General features: G+C 33.9%; 15 protein-coding genes. 4 read left to right on the plus strand and 11 right to left on the minus strand.

The features are described from left to right. Window positions 1–157: 157 nt before the first annotated feature. Complete coding sequence (locus F1Z66_RS02830) at window positions 158–2395, plus strand: CDC48 family AAA ATPase (RefSeq protein WP_149862098.1); 2238 nt, start codon at window positions 158–160, stop codon at window positions 2393–2395. Window positions 2396–2541: 146 nt separating this feature from the next. Here F1Z66_RS02830 and F1Z66_RS02835 read toward each other — a convergent pair whose 3' ends face one another. From F1Z66_RS02835 to F1Z66_RS02845, 3 genes are all read right to left on the minus strand, one after another. After that, the gene (locus F1Z66_RS02835; protein ID WP_149862099.1) at window positions 2542–3309 is read right to left on the minus strand and encodes an AAA family ATPase; all 768 of its coding nucleotides are present in this window, start codon (window positions 3307–3309) and stop codon (window positions 2542–2544) included. Window positions 3310–3424: 115 nt separating this feature from the next. Continuing rightward, entirely contained in the window at window positions 3425–4321 is an 897-nt protein-coding gene (htpX, locus tag F1Z66_RS02840) for a zinc metalloprotease HtpX (RefSeq protein ID WP_149862100.1), read from the minus strand. A gap of 106 nt (window positions 4322–4427) precedes the next feature. After that, entirely contained in the window at window positions 4428–5075 is a 648-nt protein-coding gene (locus tag F1Z66_RS02845) for a DJ-1/PfpI family protein (RefSeq protein ID WP_149862101.1), read from the minus strand. Between the two features lie 219 nt (window positions 5076–5294). On the opposite strand from F1Z66_RS02845, the gene ahr reads away from it, so the two are divergent. Beyond that, window positions 5295–6302 (plus strand): NADPH-dependent aldehyde reductase Ahr, encoded by a 1008-nt coding sequence (gene ahr, locus F1Z66_RS02850; RefSeq protein WP_149862102.1) that lies wholly within the window; start codon window positions 5295–5297, stop codon window positions 6300–6302. Between the two features lie 88 nt (window positions 6303–6390). Here the strand turns inward: ahr and F1Z66_RS02855 are convergent, their stop codons facing one another. The 8 genes from F1Z66_RS02855 to F1Z66_RS02890 form a co-directional block, all read right to left on the minus strand. Next, window positions 6391–8703: a sensor histidine kinase gene (locus tag F1Z66_RS02855; protein ID WP_149862103.1), complete on the minus strand. Its 2313-nt coding sequence runs from the start codon at window positions 8701–8703 to the stop codon at window positions 6391–6393. 277 nt (window positions 8704–8980) lie between these two features. Continuing rightward, on the minus strand, window positions 8981–9658 hold the full coding sequence (locus F1Z66_RS02860; RefSeq protein WP_230207420.1) for a uracil-DNA glycosylase: 678 nt from the start codon (window positions 9656–9658) through the stop codon (window positions 8981–8983). A 500-nt stretch (window positions 9659–10158) separates the two neighbouring features. After that, window positions 10159–11064, minus strand: coding sequence for a CAP domain-containing protein (locus F1Z66_RS02865; RefSeq protein WP_195907455.1), 906 nt, complete (start codon window positions 11062–11064; stop codon window positions 10159–10161). 260 nt (window positions 11065–11324) lie between these two features. Continuing rightward, the gene (locus F1Z66_RS02870) at window positions 11325–11816 is read right to left on the minus strand and encodes an SRPBCC family protein (protein ID WP_149862105.1); all 492 of its coding nucleotides are present in this window, start codon (window positions 11814–11816) and stop codon (window positions 11325–11327) included. A gap of 60 nt (window positions 11817–11876) precedes the next feature. Further along, a complete protein-coding gene (locus F1Z66_RS16365; RefSeq protein ID WP_149862106.1) occupies window positions 11877–12188 on the minus strand; it encodes a VOC family protein in 312 nt (103 codons plus the stop codon). A 154-nt stretch (window positions 12189–12342) separates the two neighbouring features. After that, on the minus strand, window positions 12343–13329 hold the full coding sequence (locus F1Z66_RS02880; protein ID WP_149862107.1) for a phosphosulfolactate synthase: 987 nt from the start codon (window positions 13327–13329) through the stop codon (window positions 12343–12345). 182 nt (window positions 13330–13511) lie between these two features. Continuing rightward, the gene (locus tag F1Z66_RS02885; RefSeq protein WP_159357528.1) at window positions 13512–13880 is read right to left on the minus strand and encodes a translation initiation factor; all 369 of its coding nucleotides are present in this window, start codon (window positions 13878–13880) and stop codon (window positions 13512–13514) included. 185 nt (window positions 13881–14065) lie between these two features. Continuing rightward, window positions 14066–14452, minus strand: coding sequence for a PPOX class F420-dependent oxidoreductase (locus F1Z66_RS02890; protein ID WP_230207421.1), 387 nt, complete (start codon window positions 14450–14452; stop codon window positions 14066–14068). 125 nt (window positions 14453–14577) lie between these two features. Between F1Z66_RS02890 and F1Z66_RS02895 the strand changes: the two genes are divergently transcribed. Both F1Z66_RS02895 and F1Z66_RS02900 read left to right on the plus strand, forming a co-directional pair. Further along, window positions 14578–15378 carry an enoyl-CoA hydratase/isomerase family protein gene (locus F1Z66_RS02895; RefSeq protein ID WP_149862109.1) on the plus strand — a complete coding sequence of 267 codons (801 nt, stop codon included), beginning with the start codon at window positions 14578–14580 and terminating at the stop codon, window positions 15376–15378. Window positions 15379–15485: 107 nt separating this feature from the next. Then, window positions 15486–16811, plus strand: coding sequence for a hypothetical protein (locus F1Z66_RS02900; RefSeq protein ID WP_149862110.1), 1326 nt, complete (start codon window positions 15486–15488; stop codon window positions 16809–16811). The last annotated feature ends 92 nt before the right edge of the window (window positions 16812–16903 follow it).

The raw sequence follows: 16903 nt of genomic DNA on the forward strand, positions 1-16903 counted from the left end.
CAAGCCGAGAGTACAAAGAAAAACCCACAGTTACCAACATTAAGAGATTCTACTCAATAGGAGTATCTAAACAACTACATATAAATAAGCGATCTCAGGTAAAATATAAAAATTTTACTTGGAATGTTTAAATCTCCTGTTTAATAGATAGTGATCCATGACGTCAAAATCTGACGAGAATAATTTAACTTCTAATGTTTTAACTTTAAAGGTTGCCGAAGCAGAGCAAAGAGATGTCGGTAGGAAAATAGCAAGAGTTGATCCAGATGTTGTAGAATCACTCAATATCATTAGTGGAGATGCATTGGAATTGTCATCTCTAGATAGAAAAACTACAGTTTTAAGCTGGCCAGCCAAGGAAACTGACAGAGGCAAAGGTTTAATTCGTATTGATGGCCTCATTCGTAACCGTTTAGACGTTGGAATAAACGATTTGATAGAAATAAAGGTGGTTGAATCAAAAATTGCCAATGACATTACTTTAGCTCCAACCGAACCCCTAAGAATTATGGGTGCTGAAGAGTTTCTAGCGGAGCATCTAAATGGAACTTTGATGACAAAGGGAGACACCATACCAATAAGTGTAATGGGTAGGAGGATAGATCTGGTAGTAATATCCACTCATCCATCAGGACCTGTGATAATTAATGATAATACAAAAATAGTGGTTTCAGAAGAAACCTCTAAAGCTGTTCAGATTTCACAGCAAGGGGCGGCAGCAGCATCAATTACATATGAAGATATTGGGGGACTAGGCGATGCAGTGGCAAGAGTCAGGGAAATGATAGAACTCCCTCTCAGACACCCTGAGCTCTTCAAAAGACTAGGCGTTGAAGCACCGAAGGGAGTATTATTGCATGGTCCTCCGGGGACTGGTAAAACATTATTGGCAAAGGCAGTGGCTAATGAAACCAATTCCAACTTCTTCACTATTGGGGGTCCAGAAATAATGAGTAAATATCATGGAGAGTCTGAAGAAAGGCTAAGGAATGTTTTTCAAGAAGCTGAAAAGAATGCCCCTTCCATAATTTTTATTGACGAAATTGACTCGATAGCTCCTAAAAGAGAAGAAGTAACAGGAGAGGTTGAAAGAAGAATAGTAGCACAGTTATTATCACTGATGGACGGTATGACTTCAAGAGGAAAAGTGGTAGTCATCGCTGCCACAAATAGGATAAATGCCATTGATCCAGCATTAAGAAGACCTGGCAGATTTGATAGAGAAATTGAAATAGGAGTCCCCAATAGAGATGGCAGGCTAGAGGTCCTACAAATTCACACGAGAGGAATGCCATTAGATAAGGATGTGAATTTAGAAAAGTTAGCAGATATTTCTCACGGTTTTGTTGGGGCAGATTTACAAGCCTTAGCCAAGGAAGCAGCTATGCGAGCACTTCGAAGAGTATTGCCAGATATAAATTTGTCGAGCGAGAGTATACCGCTAGATACTCTCAGAAAGATCATAGTAACAATGCAGGACTTTATGGATGTAATAAAGGAAACTGAACCCTCTGCAATGAGAGAGGTCTTTGTAGAAGTTCCGGACATTAAATGGCAAGACATTGGTGGATTGTCCTCCATTAAACAGGAGCTCCAAGAAGCAGTAGAATGGCCGCTAAAGTATTTAGGAGTATTTACCTATGCAGACGCAACGCCACCAAAAGGCATCTTATTGTATGGACCCCCTGGAACAGGCAAGACACTAATGGCAAAAGCGGCTGCAAATGAAAGCGAAGCAAATTTCATCAGCATAAAAGGACCAGAATTGCTTAGTAAATGGGTCGGAGAATCAGAAAAAGGAGTTAGAGAGGTTTTTAGAAAAGCTAGGACTGCCGCACCCTGTATAATTTTCTTTGATGAACTAGATGCAATAGCTCCAACGAGAGGTGGGAATCATGGTGATTCACATGTAACAGAAAGGGTAATTAGTCAATTTCTGACTGAGATGGATGGTTTGGAAATACTCACAAATGTAGTAGTAATAGCAGCAACAAATCGTCCAGATATAATTGATCCCGCCTTGTTAAGGCCAGGAAGATTTGATAGAATACTTTACGTACCACCACCAGACAGAGAATCCAGGTTACAAATTATCAAAATTCATACCAAAAGAAAACCGTTGGCAGAAAATGTAAATTTAGAAGAACTAGCAGACAAGACAGAAGGCTATACTGGAGCCGACATTGCCTCACTGGCATCTGCCGCAGTAATGCTCTCTTTGAGAGAACATATTGCAAAGTATCCAGATTCTAAAGAAGCTGAAAAGAATACTTCAGATTTAAAAATTACCATGAAGAATTTTGAAGATGCAATGAAAAAGATTCGACCATTGTCAAGTCAAGAATTAGAGATGTACAAGAACGTGGCTAGTCGATTCGGAAAAATGGATATCTAGAATAGAAAAAATGAAGAAATAAATTCTTCACTCATGCCTACATTGAACTTTACTGCAACATATTGACTGCAAATTAACACAATACAATTCCGAAGATAAAATTTCTAGATATTACAGAAGTGAATTTGTCTTATTTATAATTATATTTAATTAAAGTCAGGATTTCCTTCCATCTTATGGTTAATCCAGTTTTCAACTACTCTAACGACATCTTCCCGACTATCATTATTCTTTATCAGATTTGCCAGCCCTATCGCCGTTCGAACGTCTTTGACTCCAAATTCCAATAATATCATGCCAATCATTTCATTAATCTCGGCAGGAAGTTTGTTTTGTAGGCAAAAACATACTACCTCGAGGAATTCAGTATCAGAATATTCGCGCAAATGATACTCCTGAAATCTCGATCTCAAAGGTTTAGACAAACTAGATAAACTGTTTGAGGTAGCAAATACTTTAACATTTTCAAGGGTAAAATCATATCGAGTGTTTTTCAAAACTTTTACTATCCTACCGTCATTTAACAATCCAAGCAAAGAGTTCAAATCATTTCTTTTTAATTTATCAATCTCATCAATAATGACCAATTTTGCGCTTCGGTCATGATATAGATCCTCAATTAATCCCGCACTAGTTGTATTTGCTGCATCGAAATAGAAAACATTATTACATTTCTTTAAAATGGTTGACATAAAAAGAGTTTTGGAAGTTGCGGGCGGACCCAACAGTAGTATATTTACTTGTAATTCAGAGGTCAAGGCACGAAATAGATTTTCTTTCATGCCATCCATACCACATATTTCTGAAAAGAAAAGACTAGCTTGCTCCTGTGGTGAATTTGAAACATATTTTTCTTTAAGCAGCGAGCTTCGGTTAAGTCTTAACCGAGCTATTCGATCCTTTACATCAAACATTCAAGTCATTAAGTAACTTGATCATAATTAAGTTTTCTTACATAGTAACCATGAAGATTTTCAACCATTTATAAATAATAAAAACTACGATTGATAAATCAAGAATTTTATCAGATTAGATTCCATGCATAGATTTTTCCATATCCATTAACTTTTGTATACGGCTTTCAACGGGTGGATGAGTTGAAAATAAGCTAGTAAGACTACCTCGGCTTATTGCTGGTATAATAAAAAAAGCATTATAACCTTCAACTCGTTTGATAACTTTTTGTGGTACCATATCCATCCTACCTGTTATTTTTAACAATGCATTTGCCAAGCTAGCTGGTTTTTGTGTTGTTTGAGCTGCACCTCTATCTGCAGAGTATTCTCGATATCTCGATATTGCTCTGATGATAAGAAAACTTGCTATCCATGTTATGAAGGCAACTACTACAACAATGATGATTGCTCCTCCATTATTACGATCTCTTCCAGCACCATACAAGCCACCAAAGAAACTAAATTGCATTATTTGCCATGCCAGGGTAGAAAAGAGGCTTGCGAGGGTTATTACTAAAACATCCCTATTTTTAATGTGAGTTATCTCATGCGCTAAAACTCCCTCCAGTTCGTCGTCGTCAAGAATATCTAGCAAACCTGATGTTACTGCTACAACAGAATTACGATGACTTTTCCCCGTGGCAAATGCATTTGGAATTTGACTATTTACTATCGCAATTTTCGGTTTTGGCAAGTTATTGGCAAAGGCAACTTTTTCAACTATTGAGTGCAATTTCCCAAATTGTTCTTTGGTTACGAGTTTAGCTCCTGTGCTCCACATTACAAGCCTATCAGAAAAGAACCATTGACTGAGAATGAATATCGCTGAAATAATCATTATTGGAAAAAACCCCAACCCAAGATAGGCTAATACAGTAATAAATACAATATATAAAAGGGACAATATCCCTAAGCAAATAATGATCCTAATAGTAATACCAGAATCTCTTTTTTTCCAATAGCTATCCATGTTTGTATTATATATGCTCACTTTTGGTATTTATCTTTAATTTTTGTCTAAATCAGATAACTATCCCCGATAGAAAAACAAATAATGATAAACTTGGAGTGTTGTCTTATATATTCAAATTGATATTATGATCAGGATAAGGAAATTCCATGAATTTTGCTGTCGCTTTACCAACTTCTAATCCATAGAAATAACTTACAAGATATAGAGCAAGTGATATACCAGAAGTCACGCCGGCGGAAGTAAAGATCTTTTGGTTTATTGTGAATAGGACTTTTTTTTCAATCTTTGCTTTTGGTGCGGACTTCTCAAGAAAACCATATGCCCTCCAGTGAGTAGTAGCGAATTGCCCATCCAGCAAACCAGTTTTTCCCAATAAACTTGAACCAGTACAAATTGTAGCTGTAATAGAGGATTTCTGCGAGATATTTAATATTTTTTGGATCAGTTTATCGTTATTCACTTCAGTGCGAGTTCCCCTTCCTCCAGGGACAATAAATAGATCTAGAGATGGACTATTCTCAAATATATAATCAGGTTGCAACTTTAGTCCACCTATAGCCTTGATAGGTTTCATATCATTTGATAACAATAGAACTTTAAATGGCGATTCAGTAAAGTCCCTATTCGTTTCATCTAATCTCGTAACCGAAAAGACTTCAAATGGTCCCATTACATCCATTACTTCGACGTTATCGAATACCAAAATTCCAACTGTTCTTGTTTTTGCATCCCCATCATCAAGATTGGACATAACAATAGTCTAGAAATGATCCATTTTAAATTTCGTAAATACATTGCAAATTACATAAGAAATCATGATATTATAGATCTCCAGTCAAGAATCACTATTGTATGATTTAGGTCTAGTATTTCAGATACCATTTGTTAAAAGATTATCAGACAGTAAAGAAAAAACCCAACTAGAATGTTAAACGGTTAACTATTTATCCATTGTAGTTGAAGAATAGTCGTGTCAGTCAATGCCTTTGCAGCCAATAAGCCAGGATCAAAGTTAAAGGCTTTCAATTATGAGTTAGGACAACTTAAACCGGATGAAGTAGATATTGATGTAGAGTATTGCGGTATCTGTTATAGCGATGTGCATATGTGGAGAAACGACTGGGGTCAGACAATATACCCGTTTGTTCCTGGTCATGAAATCATAGGCAAAGTATCAAATATTGGTTCAATGGTAACCCATCTAAAAATTGGTCAGCGAGTAGGAGTAGGCTGGCGATCGAGATCCTGTCAAACGTGCGATCAATGCTTAAATGGTTATCACAATCGCTGTCCTAACGGAGAAGACGTAATAGTTGCAAGACATGGTGGATTTGCAAATAAAGTTCGATGTCAAGCACTTTGGGCATTTCCAATTCCTGAAAAGCTAGACATCAAAAGTGCAGGTCCACTTTTTTGCGGAGGGATAACAGTATTTAATCCATTAGTACAGAACAACATTAACTCAACCCATCACGTAGGAGTAATAGGAATTGGCGGATTGGGACATATTGCATTATTGTTCCTTAAGGCATGGGGATGCGAAGTCACAGCCTTTTCTACAAATCCAAAAAAGGAGCCCGAAGCCAGAAAATTAGGTGCTCATCATTTTTTAAATTCAAAGAATGTAAATGATCTTGAGAATATTTCAAGCAAATTAGATTTAATACTAGTAACTACCAATGTTGACCTGAATTGGGATTTGTATGTTAATGCACTTAATCCTGGTGGTAAATTGCATATAGTTGGTGCAGTAAACAAAATAAGTGCAACCGTGTTTCCACTAATTTCTCATGAGAGATCAATCATGGGTTCTCCTACTGGAGGGCCAGGAGTAATAAAAAAGATGCTTAGGTTTTGTCAGCGCAATAAAATCAAACCACTTGTAGAAGAATTCAAATTATCTGAGGTAAATGAAGCATTAAATTATCTTGAGACTGGCAAAGCAAGATATAGAATTATTTTAAAAAACGATATTTGAATAAATTTAAAAATATAATATATTTTATAAAGCAGAGTTACAAACATCATTCTGATGACTACCCCATATAAAAAGACAGAAAAGCCAATTAAGGAGTATCTGGATGGTTGGATTTACCTTTGTAAGGCAAACTAATTGTGAATTTAGAGCCCATTACCTTTTGTTTTGAAGGATCGCTGTAATAATTTTCCGCCCAAATCTTACCGTTATGGGCTTCAATAATTTTCTTACAGATGTAAAGTCCCAAACCGGTTCCTTTCTTTGATTTAGAGACAAATTTAGTAAAAAGTTTAGGCAATATCTTTGGGTCAATACCACTTCCTGAGTCTCTAATACTCAAACATATTTCATTTGATTCATCATTCGAAGACAATTCAACAAGGATTCTACCTGTCTTGGTGAATTCTACTGCATTTTCGAGTATATTCATAATAACTTGAATAATTCTCACCCGATCAGCATATACTAATTTTGATCGAGAATTTATATCATCAGATTCGTCACTCAATTTCTTTCTTGTTTTCAAGATGATTTCTATTTGATCTTTATTTAATAAATGAAGGGTATTATTGTACTCTCGAACTATCTCTTTCACCAAGTTTTCCAAATCAAATACATCTTTGTTTAAGAGTAGTAATTCATTTTCTAGCTGAGTTACATCCAACACCTTATCGATTAGCTTTGCAAGTCGCTTAGTACTTTGATTGATTGTTACTATAAAACTATTCCAAGATTCAATGTTACCTTTAGAATTCATCAGTAAATCTGAATACCCTAATAATGACTGAACTGGATTTCTTAGTTCATGAGCAGCGATATTAATGAATTCCTTCTGAAGCCGATCTTGAATCCTCAATTTGTCGTATAATTCAGACTGATTCCAAATGGCATCAAATATCGAGGCATAGGAATTTGAAATTCTCTTGCTATTGGAGAAAGACGATAAACCGATGGATCTGAATGCGCTATCAGAAGAAATATTGTTGGATTCTATTAATAACGACTTTTCTCTGTCTATAATCAAAAACCCAATTTCAGTGTGTAATTTTGAATTCAAGAGTTTTAAATGAAAGTTGTCGATATTTTGGAATTGGAATTGCAACTTCAGATCATCGTCATCCTCAGTAATACTTGTAATATCATCATACCGGTTGAAGATTTCTACAATTTGGTTTTGCATCATATCATTAATTTCCTCTGCTATCAGAATTCGGATATCCAAATTCTCATGGATTTGAGCAACTGATCTAATGAGTCCAATCATACCATCATCAATTTGTTGTAAAAAAGACTCAAAATTGGGTAAAATTCCCAATATCTCATTGCTAGCAGAGGAGATAAGCGTACGAGCAAGATCGAGGGTTTCCTCTGGATCTTCGATGGTTTGGATAAATGATAACTCGACTTCATTTTCAAGCGATTGAATTATTCTCTCTGGATCTTTTCCATTCTTCCACATTTCATCAAACACCTTTGAAAAATGATCAATGTAAGATGGATCATTACTATGTAAAATACTATCATTCTGAATACTATATCCTGTCCCAGTGCCTTTTATCAGTATAGCCAAATCTAAATTTGTAACTGCATAATTGATTGACAATATATCATTACTGTGTTTAACATCTATTCCCAATTCAATCAGATTCTTTATAGTCCTCAAATTACTTTGGTTGATAGGAACTAAAATTCGAGTTTGCTTCAAAGAAGACAATTTCTTTTCATTGAACAAATTAATCATAGTATTAATCAGATAATCCTTACTATTCTGTAAGTCTTCTATTGAAGAACAAAAATTCAGTTCCGAGGCATTTAATAAAATCGTAGAAACCATTTCCTTTGCCCCCGAACCATCAGATCCAGTTATTAATTTTGTTTCAAAAGTTTTTAGTCCTTCCTTTAATTCTCTTATTTTAACATGAGCAGGTACCGCGTTTTTCCATAAGGTATCAAAGATAAACTGATTCTGCTCCACCACCTCATCAACATTACTATAAATAACTTCCGTTAAAGGTTGAGCTTCTTGCAATACGGTGGTAGCCATGTATTCAGACTCATTTACAGCAATGCCGCCTTTGAGATTATCCAAATGCCTTAGTTCACTAACTATCTTGATCAATTCCTCGCAATACGGCAAATTTTCTTTTGTAATTATGGTTATGCATCTTATGATACCACCCCTCTTCAAAATATCTCGATATCCATTATAATATTCAGGGATTTTAATTACTATGGAAGGTGCCCTATGATCAAAGGTGATATCCATTTTTTGTTTAGTATTTTTCATGAACTTGACACCTTTACCTACTGCTTTTTCTGCACCATACAAAATCAGGGTATTTTTTAGGAGACGGATCCCATCATAAGAGAAAGGCTTTTCACCATAATCCGTCGACGTCAAGGATAGAGGATCTTAAGATCCAGTCTATATATCTTATTGGAAAGTATATAATACATATCGAAAACAGTAGGAGCGAATATGCCCATTTAGAAAAAGGAACCCAAGTTATTGAATTGAATCAAGGGCCTATTTTGATTCTTTTTTGGGATAAGGCGGCTTTCGAAAAACTCTGAGGTTGTTGGATGAAGATCCCCGGTGTTAGCCATGGGAATAGGTCTATCTAGCCACCCTCTTTCTACAAATATTAGTGATATCTTAAAAGCCTGTTTTTAGCCGTTTAAGTAATTTCAATCAGGCGTCTAGCTTCCTTAAAAATCTCAATCCAAGACGACCAAGTTAATACTTTAGTGCTGGTGTTTCTTCTACTTGGATGGTATGAAACTATAAGATTTACATCTTCGCAAATCTTGTAGGTTGCGCCATGTTTAAACTTTAGTCTCTTATTGGTTGTAATTCGAGAGAATGCGTTAAGTGCAATATTGCCAAGTGTAATAATTACTTTAAGATGAGGACGTAACAATTTGATTTCGTTCTTCAAATGCTTTGAGCATTGATCTATTTCGCCTAATGTCGGTTTATTGTCTGGTGGGGCACATTTAACGGCCGAAGTCACATAAGAGTCTTTTAATTGCAAACCATCGTTAGCAGAATAACTATAGGGAGAGTTAGCGAATCCGGTTTCATATAAAGCCTTTATCAACCAGTCACCAGTACTATCTCCGGTAAACATCCTCCCTGTCCTGTTGCCACCATTTAATGCCGGTGCCAAACCTATAATTAATAATTTCGCTTTAATGTCTCCAAATGAAGGTACGGGTCTATTCCAATACTCCTGAGCTTGGAACCTTTTTGGCTTCTTCATCGACATCTGATCAATATAATCAATCAAACGTGGACATAACCTACAATTTATGATTTGATTAGCTAAATCATCCAATTTGACTAATTGATCCAAATCGCATCGTCTATTTTATTTTATTCATGCTAGCGCAATAATAAGAAAGGTAGAAAAAAAATTGGAGGTGACAAGTAAAACTAAAATAAGTGTAAAAATTCGCCAAAAAAAATTTTCCCTTTTGACCACAAGTAAGAGTTGTCTTGATGGTTTTAAAAATATGAAATAACCTAATAGAGAGAATACAGATAATATTATATTCACTGGGGTAATAAACATAAGACGTTACAAAAAAATTTTTGATCAAATATATATGAGACCGACATGGCTTCTTTCGGGCATTCGCAAAATCTCAAATCAAGTTAATCTTGGAATCGTGACTAGCATATGACCCGACCCATTTTTGATTATTTTTTAGATTAAGATAAAAGATTGCCAAATTCATGAGAATTGTGATTTAGATTAGTGGACAAATATTTTAAAATTACAAAAATTAACTTAGCATTAAGAGATTCTTTGAATTTAGGTTTCCATGAGTTGATATTTTACTACTGCAAGTATTATGAGTTAAAGAAACTATATGAAGTTAAGGGAATGTAATCTTGAGAAATCTCATTTAGACTATTATCACCAATACTCTGTGCATATATGACCATTGTCAAAACTTTATTCTTGGTATCCAAGGTGTCTGGAATCTCGATCTCTAAATTGATATCATCCTTATCTAATTCCCATTTCTTTGCCTCAATAATTTTATAAGAATTGTCATCTCCTTCTTGAACATATTTTAAATTTGCGGGCAAGGGTTTAGAGACCATTAACTTTAAGTCACCAAAACGGTAACTACTGACATTCTTATTTTCATCATAATTAAGTTTTGTAGGAAATTCATCTAAGAAGAAAGATACATGATTGATAACAAAGTTGTATCGGTCAGGATCATTTATTCGTGCTTCTAACTTAATATCATCATTACTTTTCTTTATTTTCAAATCTGGACTTAGATAATGATTTTCAAAATTTTGCACCATTACAAAATAATATTCATTATATGCAATTCCAATACTCACATGGGTATGATACTTATTTAGAATATTGTTTTTATGCCCATCATTGCAACACTGTAGATCATTATACATCATAGAATGCTGCAAGTCAGCAATAGCCTTGTATTTATCAATAACTGGACAATAAAATTTTGTATGATCATAACATAGATCGGATACCTGACGGAATTTCTTATCATTGTCAGGCATTACATAGCTTATTTGTCCCACGTTCTGCTGTACGTAACCCGTTCCATTGTATAAAGAGTATAGCATATATGGTTTAAAACCTTCAATGCTCCAATGAGACAGAGTTTTTGTCTTCAATATTTGATCAGCATGTATTTGAGCTGCGGTATTATTGCTCATGACTAGAGATGTCAAACCATAATGTTTACGATCTTCATTTATTTTTGACAACGCAAAAGACCTCAACTTTTGAAGCGAATCTAATTGTTCCTTACTCGTCATAGCTATAGAATTAGTTGAAAATGACAATAACACATGATTACAAAATATCATAAGAATTAAAAACGAACCAATTACCCAAGCAGGGTATTTCCATAGCATAGACAAAATTTTTTGGCCTAAATAATTATTTTTGTTTTTTGTAATAAAGGTTTAGTAAAATCTTTCTAATAATTTTTGCAGAAAGTTATAATGTGTTAGACCCACACAAATTAAATGTTGTTCTCATCCTTTTTTTCCATTAAGAATGCAATAGTTTGATTTTTTCTAAAGTCAAATATCCGTTTAAGTGATCGAATCATATAACAACTTATTATTCTGCCCTGAAGGTAAAAAGGTAGCTTAAAATCAATCTCATCTTTAATAATAGTCTTGTGATTATCCAATTTTACAAAAATGTGAGTATGTCTCCAATGAGGGAATGGTCCATTTATCATTTCGTCTACATACTTGTATTTTTGAGAATATGTAATTTGAGACTTCCAAGTTTTTTTAATAAATAGGAAAGTACCAGATAAAGTAACCAAAGTTCCGGCATGCAATTCAGATGACGTAGTTGACAGTATTTTAAGATGCATTTGTGAAGGAGTAATTCGCTCCAGATGCATGATATCAGTGTAAAAATTCCAGACATAATCAATACAAGTATTTACAATAAATGAATGCTCAAATCTCAAATTTGATTTATCTCTTGTTATTGTCAATGGATTGCTCCATCATAATAAATTCATTTCCTTCATTATCCTTAAACAACACATATGATCCTAGTTCAGAATGCATTGGCACATGAGAAAAGACACGCCATTTTTTGTCATCTGTTCAATTGTGGATTTTATATCCAATGTTTCAAATATAATTGTGGATAAAGGTCTCGACATCCTATTAGTTACCATTGATTTGGGGTATAGAATTAGTGAAGTATCTTTTGAGTCATGGTGAATAATTTGAATCCATCTAAGTTTTGGATCTAGAACAATATCTTTTAGAACTGTAAAATTTAGTTTCTCCACCCAAAAGGCCAATGCTTCATTTTGATCTTTTACAAATATAATTATAGATGAAATGCCACTGATCAATTTTCATCTCTCGTACAAATGATCAAAAAAGGTATTGGATAGAATAATGCGACTACAATTTCTAATAGTAATAAAAATAAAAGAGTTAGAAGCAATAGTTGTGTTAAATTTGAAACTTGAATCCAATTTTGCCTATAGTTTAAGATAGTTTCAACTATATCCATTCGTCATCCACTGCGTAATAGATCTTTTTACGAATATCATCTAAATTTGTTTTTTCTACAATTAACCCTTGTTCTTTTAGTTCTTCCAACCCGGTCTGAACCGTTCTGCGTGGCAGGTTTGTAGTATGAATTAACTCGCTTTGTTCCATCGAATTTCGATTCCTAATAACATAATAGATAAACTTTGTTGCAGGACTTCCTTTTGCAATTTTTTTCATACTAGAAATTCCATAACTAGATCTTGACAAGAATCCTTTTCGCTGAGACTCTATTGAAAATACATTTTCAAGATCAATTTCCCCAAGATTTACTCTTTGGCCAAACTCTGCAATCAATGCAGATTGTTGAATTTCAAGTGGAGCTTCGAATATGATCCTGTTGGGAGATAATTTTGATGTAATTGCACCTAAAGCATTCCATTTAATGTTTCCTTTCTCATCGTAAATACCTGCTGCATATCCCAAATTACCTTCCAATAGTATTTTCTCAGCACCAACATTGAGGGCTTCATTCACTTTTACTATTGTCTGTTCAAATGTAAGTTGCCTTCTAGGATCCTTCTTGCCGATTTTCCATAAAGGTTGTATTTTTTTTTCAATCAATTTATCAGAGATCTGTTTCTTTTTCTCAGGTGGCAATTCAATATTATTTTCACCTATCTCGATAATATCAAAACCCAAACGCTTGACGTCATCAATATATATATCAAGCGATTTTTCTAATAAGACATATTCTGTAAGAGAACTACCTACAGAAACTAAAACATCGTATTCGTGATAATAATTAATGCGATCTTGTAACTGTTCGTCCGACATTAGTAAGGGTAGTGCGCCATATATCTTGACCATATCAATTAATGGAGACATTAACTTAAAATTGCCAGTATCAAATCCTTGAAATTTATCTACTATGTATGTTAACCCGTCTGTCCTAGGCTTTTTCCAGTCGATTCTTTTTGTAGATAAATGATCTAACATATTCTACAATAGTTCTAGCCAAGTATTGAATGATTCCAATTCAAATTAATATTGAAATGCCTAATTACTCACAAATAATAGGATACAATCAGGACTATTTGTATTACATTCTTAGTATTATTGTTAGGAATATAGTTTTCGTAAGTAGACAAGAGCATTGGTATTTTGACATGATTATATCCTCAAATTACTTCGATCGATTCCTCTGAAAATCCCATAGATTTTAGAAATTCGGTGACTTTGGTTCGATGATCACCCTGGAGAACTATTATTCCATTCTTAGATGTTCCCCCAGTTCCAATGGTTTTTTTCAACTCATGGGCAATTGACGCCATTTGTCGTTCGTCAGTAAATCCTTTAATGTTAGTAACCCTTTTTCCTCTTTTTATTACATTCAGCTGAACGATTATCTTTAATTGATCTTCGTCAAGTCGTCTTAATAATCCGTCAAATGAATTTTCATCCTCAAAGGAAATGGATTCAAATTTCTTGCTTGCCAAATTTTCTTGTTTTTCTTTTTTAATCTCTGATATAAGGTAATTTATTGACAATGATATTTAATTTTTATGTCCTTCGATAATCGCAATCTGCAATTTTGTGATCATTAGATTATTGTTAGGAAAATCCACTTCATCTAATCTACCCATAGTAATGAGAATACTAGACATGTATTTTTATATAAAAAAAAAAGGTGTCAGCAGGGTTACAATTCCAAATATAAAACAAAGTAATCTAATTACAAAATTTTTACTTCGATCACTACATAATTGCCTTTACCTCGAGTAAAAAGATTCGCAAGGGTGGCTTTAAAACCGTATTTCTCATTCCTCTTCTTTATTAGCTCTTCTTGTTCATCCGAACTAACTATCCGTGCTTGTCCATGGATCCAATCACCTGTGATTTTACCTTTAAAATTGCAAGGGGCTATTTTGACATCACCATTGTATCTAATACGCTTTACTTTGCCTGTATTCTCTTTTGTTACCACATATATATTCTCGTGATTCACAATAAACCATACAGGAGTTTTGACGGATTTTTTATTTTTTCTATAAGTTTCAAGGCTTATATAAGACTCATTCGCTAGTCGAGAAACATCTGCTGACATATTATTGATATTCATTCTCAAAATTAATAAACAATTTTCATCACTTTTCATATAAATTACATTACACATAGATGTAGCTCAGGGAAGTAGAATTTCTAACACTTAATTAAAGGATATAAAGCAGTTAGGGTAAGTCACAATTGAGCTATACTATCGTTGAACAAAGGGATAATATAATTTTAATTAAAATAAATAGACCTGAAGCTAGAAATGCGGTTAATTATGAACTGGTAACTCAGCTTAAAGAAGATTTTGCTGAGGCCGAATCAAACGAAAAAGTTTCCGTTGTTATAATAACCGGTGAGGGTCACGACTCGTTTAGTGCGGGTGGAGATATAAAATATGTGAGTAATCTAACTCCCCATGAAGCAATTCAATATTCCAGCCATGTTCACGAACTTTTAAATCAGATTGAGGAATTAAATAAACCAGTTATCGCTGCTATTAATGGGTACGCACTTGGTGGAGGGTGCCAGATTAGCCTAGCTTGCGACATACGATACGCTACTATGAAATCGAAATTAGGACAGCCAGAAGTTAAATTAGGTATATGTCCAGGTTGGGGAGGAACTCAAAGACTTGCTAGATTGATTGGTGTTTCAAGAGCAAAGGAATTGATTTTTACGGGTAAAATAATAGATGCTACAGAAGCCTTTAGAATTAACTTGGTCAACAAGGTTATCTATATTGACGAAAACAAACAAAAGAAAATGAACTTCAAAGAGGAGGATCTGAAAGTTGTCTTAAATGAGAGATTAATCGATGAATGTATAAACTTAGCTGAGACAATGACAAGGTTGGATTCAAATGCACTAAAAATCTTGAAATCATTAACCAACAAGGCTAGAGATTTGAATACCAGTAGTGGAAAGTATCTAGAGAGATTGGCATTCTTATCCTATCTTGCTTATAACAAGTCGCACGGACCTAAATTAGAATGAGTCTGAACAAGATGATAGTACATACTTTACAGAGTTAGGAGTACTGAGAGCACGACAGGGGCAATATCAACATATATACTTATTTTTATCAAAATCAATATAGATTCATGCCATCATTTAATTTTTTTAAGAGGAAGAAAAGAATTGTTACAAATTTTGATGTCAAAGATAGTGAATCCCATTCCAATTTATCAACATCGACTCAGCAAGAGCATGATAATAGAATTTCTATTAACGACGCTTTGATACTACTTGAAAAGATGGAACAAGATATCACAAGAAACCTCTTAATTGAATTAGACAAGATTTTTGATGATACGAATCAAGTTTTAAAACACATAAACAATGTGGCGGATGATTTGGAAAAAGAAGAAATAGTGATTGAGGAAGAAAAGCTTACACCTTTGGTAAAGAATACAAAGAATACTATCGTAAGAGCATTAAAACGTGAATCATCAAATATCTTATCCAAGCCTAAGAATTTTGAAGATTTTGTAAATTTCAAGAATTCGCTTGACTCGTCGATCAACCGTTTTGGGGAGGTGACTAGCTCTCATAGTAGAATCGTCAATACATTTATGAAAAAACACGCAAATAGTCTTAGAGGAGATCTTAAAAAAATAAGCGATTATCTTGAGAAACTTAACGATGGATATACAAATATCAAACAAGAGAAAGCTATTATTGAAAGTCTCAGATCGGACTTGCTCAATGTAAAATCTAAAAATAACGATATGAACAATACCATAAACGCCATAAAAATGATTGAGACCGAATGCAAGAAGTTGAATGAATTAATAGACAGGAATAAAGACGAGATCTCCAAATTAAAATCTTCTTCTGATTACGAAAAGGGTTTAAAATATTTAAGGGAAAAAGAAAGCATTGATAAAGAAAAAGCATTATTGCAATCAAACTTGAGTGATATTTCTGGTCATTTAACTAAAGCAGCTAACAAATATTCATATGGTTTGACTCAAAGTACCGTAGAAAAAATTAATTTGTTGGTGTATAAACCTGAAGAAGTTGCTAAAAAAAACAATATGTCAGAATATATAAGATTATTAAATGAGATAAAAGAATCTATCAAAACAAACAAAATCATTTTAAAGGATTCGAATAAAATGATCCCTTATTTCGATACCTTGGTACATGAATTACCAATATTCAAGTCCAAAATGGAAAAAATTGACGCAAGAATTGAAAAACTAAAGGATAAGGATAAGGTTTCTATCATAAACAAAGTCAAAGAAAAAGAAACAGAAAATAAAATTAATATGGATCAACTTGAAGTTGATAACCAAAGAAAGAGTGATCTACTAAGGAGTAAAGCAGATTTTGAAAATAGTATTAAGACATACTTATTGGATATCGAAGAACAATTTCAAAGATTGTCGACAAAAAAGTACAAATTGATGCTTGGATCAGAATAGATCTTATATCAATGCAGCGGAATCAGGTCTTAATTGTCATCCGCCTATCAAAATTAAAATACCTAGGTTTTTGTCAGGTTTTAAAATATACT

Origin of the sequence: Candidatus Nitrosocosmicus agrestis, from assembly GCF_008389435.1 — an archaeon.
GTDB lineage: Archaea > Thermoproteota > Nitrososphaeria > Nitrososphaerales > Nitrososphaeraceae > Nitrosocosmicus > Nitrosocosmicus agrestis.

What these genes read in the sequence shown, in the direction of transcription:
- F1Z66_RS02830 (WP_149862098.1), top strand. Translation starts at nt 158, where the DNA reads ATGACGTCAAAATCTGACGAGAATAATTTAACTTCTAATGTTTTAACT.
- F1Z66_RS02835 (WP_149862099.1), bottom strand. Translation starts at nt 3,309, where the DNA reads ATGTTTGATGTAAAGGATCGAATAGCTCGGTTAAGACTTAACCGAAGC.
- htpX (WP_149862100.1), bottom strand. Translation starts at nt 4,321, where the DNA reads ATGGATAGCTATTGGAAAAAAAGAGATTCTGGTATTACTATTAGGATC.
- F1Z66_RS02845 (WP_149862101.1), bottom strand. Translation starts at nt 5,075, where the DNA reads ATGTCCAATCTTGATGATGGGGATGCAAAAACAAGAACAGTTGGAATT.
- F1Z66_RS02880 (WP_149862107.1), bottom strand. Translation starts at nt 13,329, where the DNA reads ATGTTAGATCATTTATCTACAAAAAGAATCGACTGGAAAAAGCCTAGG.
- F1Z66_RS02890 (WP_230207421.1), bottom strand. Translation starts at nt 14,452, where the DNA reads ATGAATATCAATAATATGTCAGCAGATGTTTCTCGACTAGCGAATGAG.
- F1Z66_RS02900 (WP_149862110.1), top strand. Translation starts at nt 15,486, where the DNA reads ATGCCATCATTTAATTTTTTTAAGAGGAAGAAAAGAATTGTTACAAAT.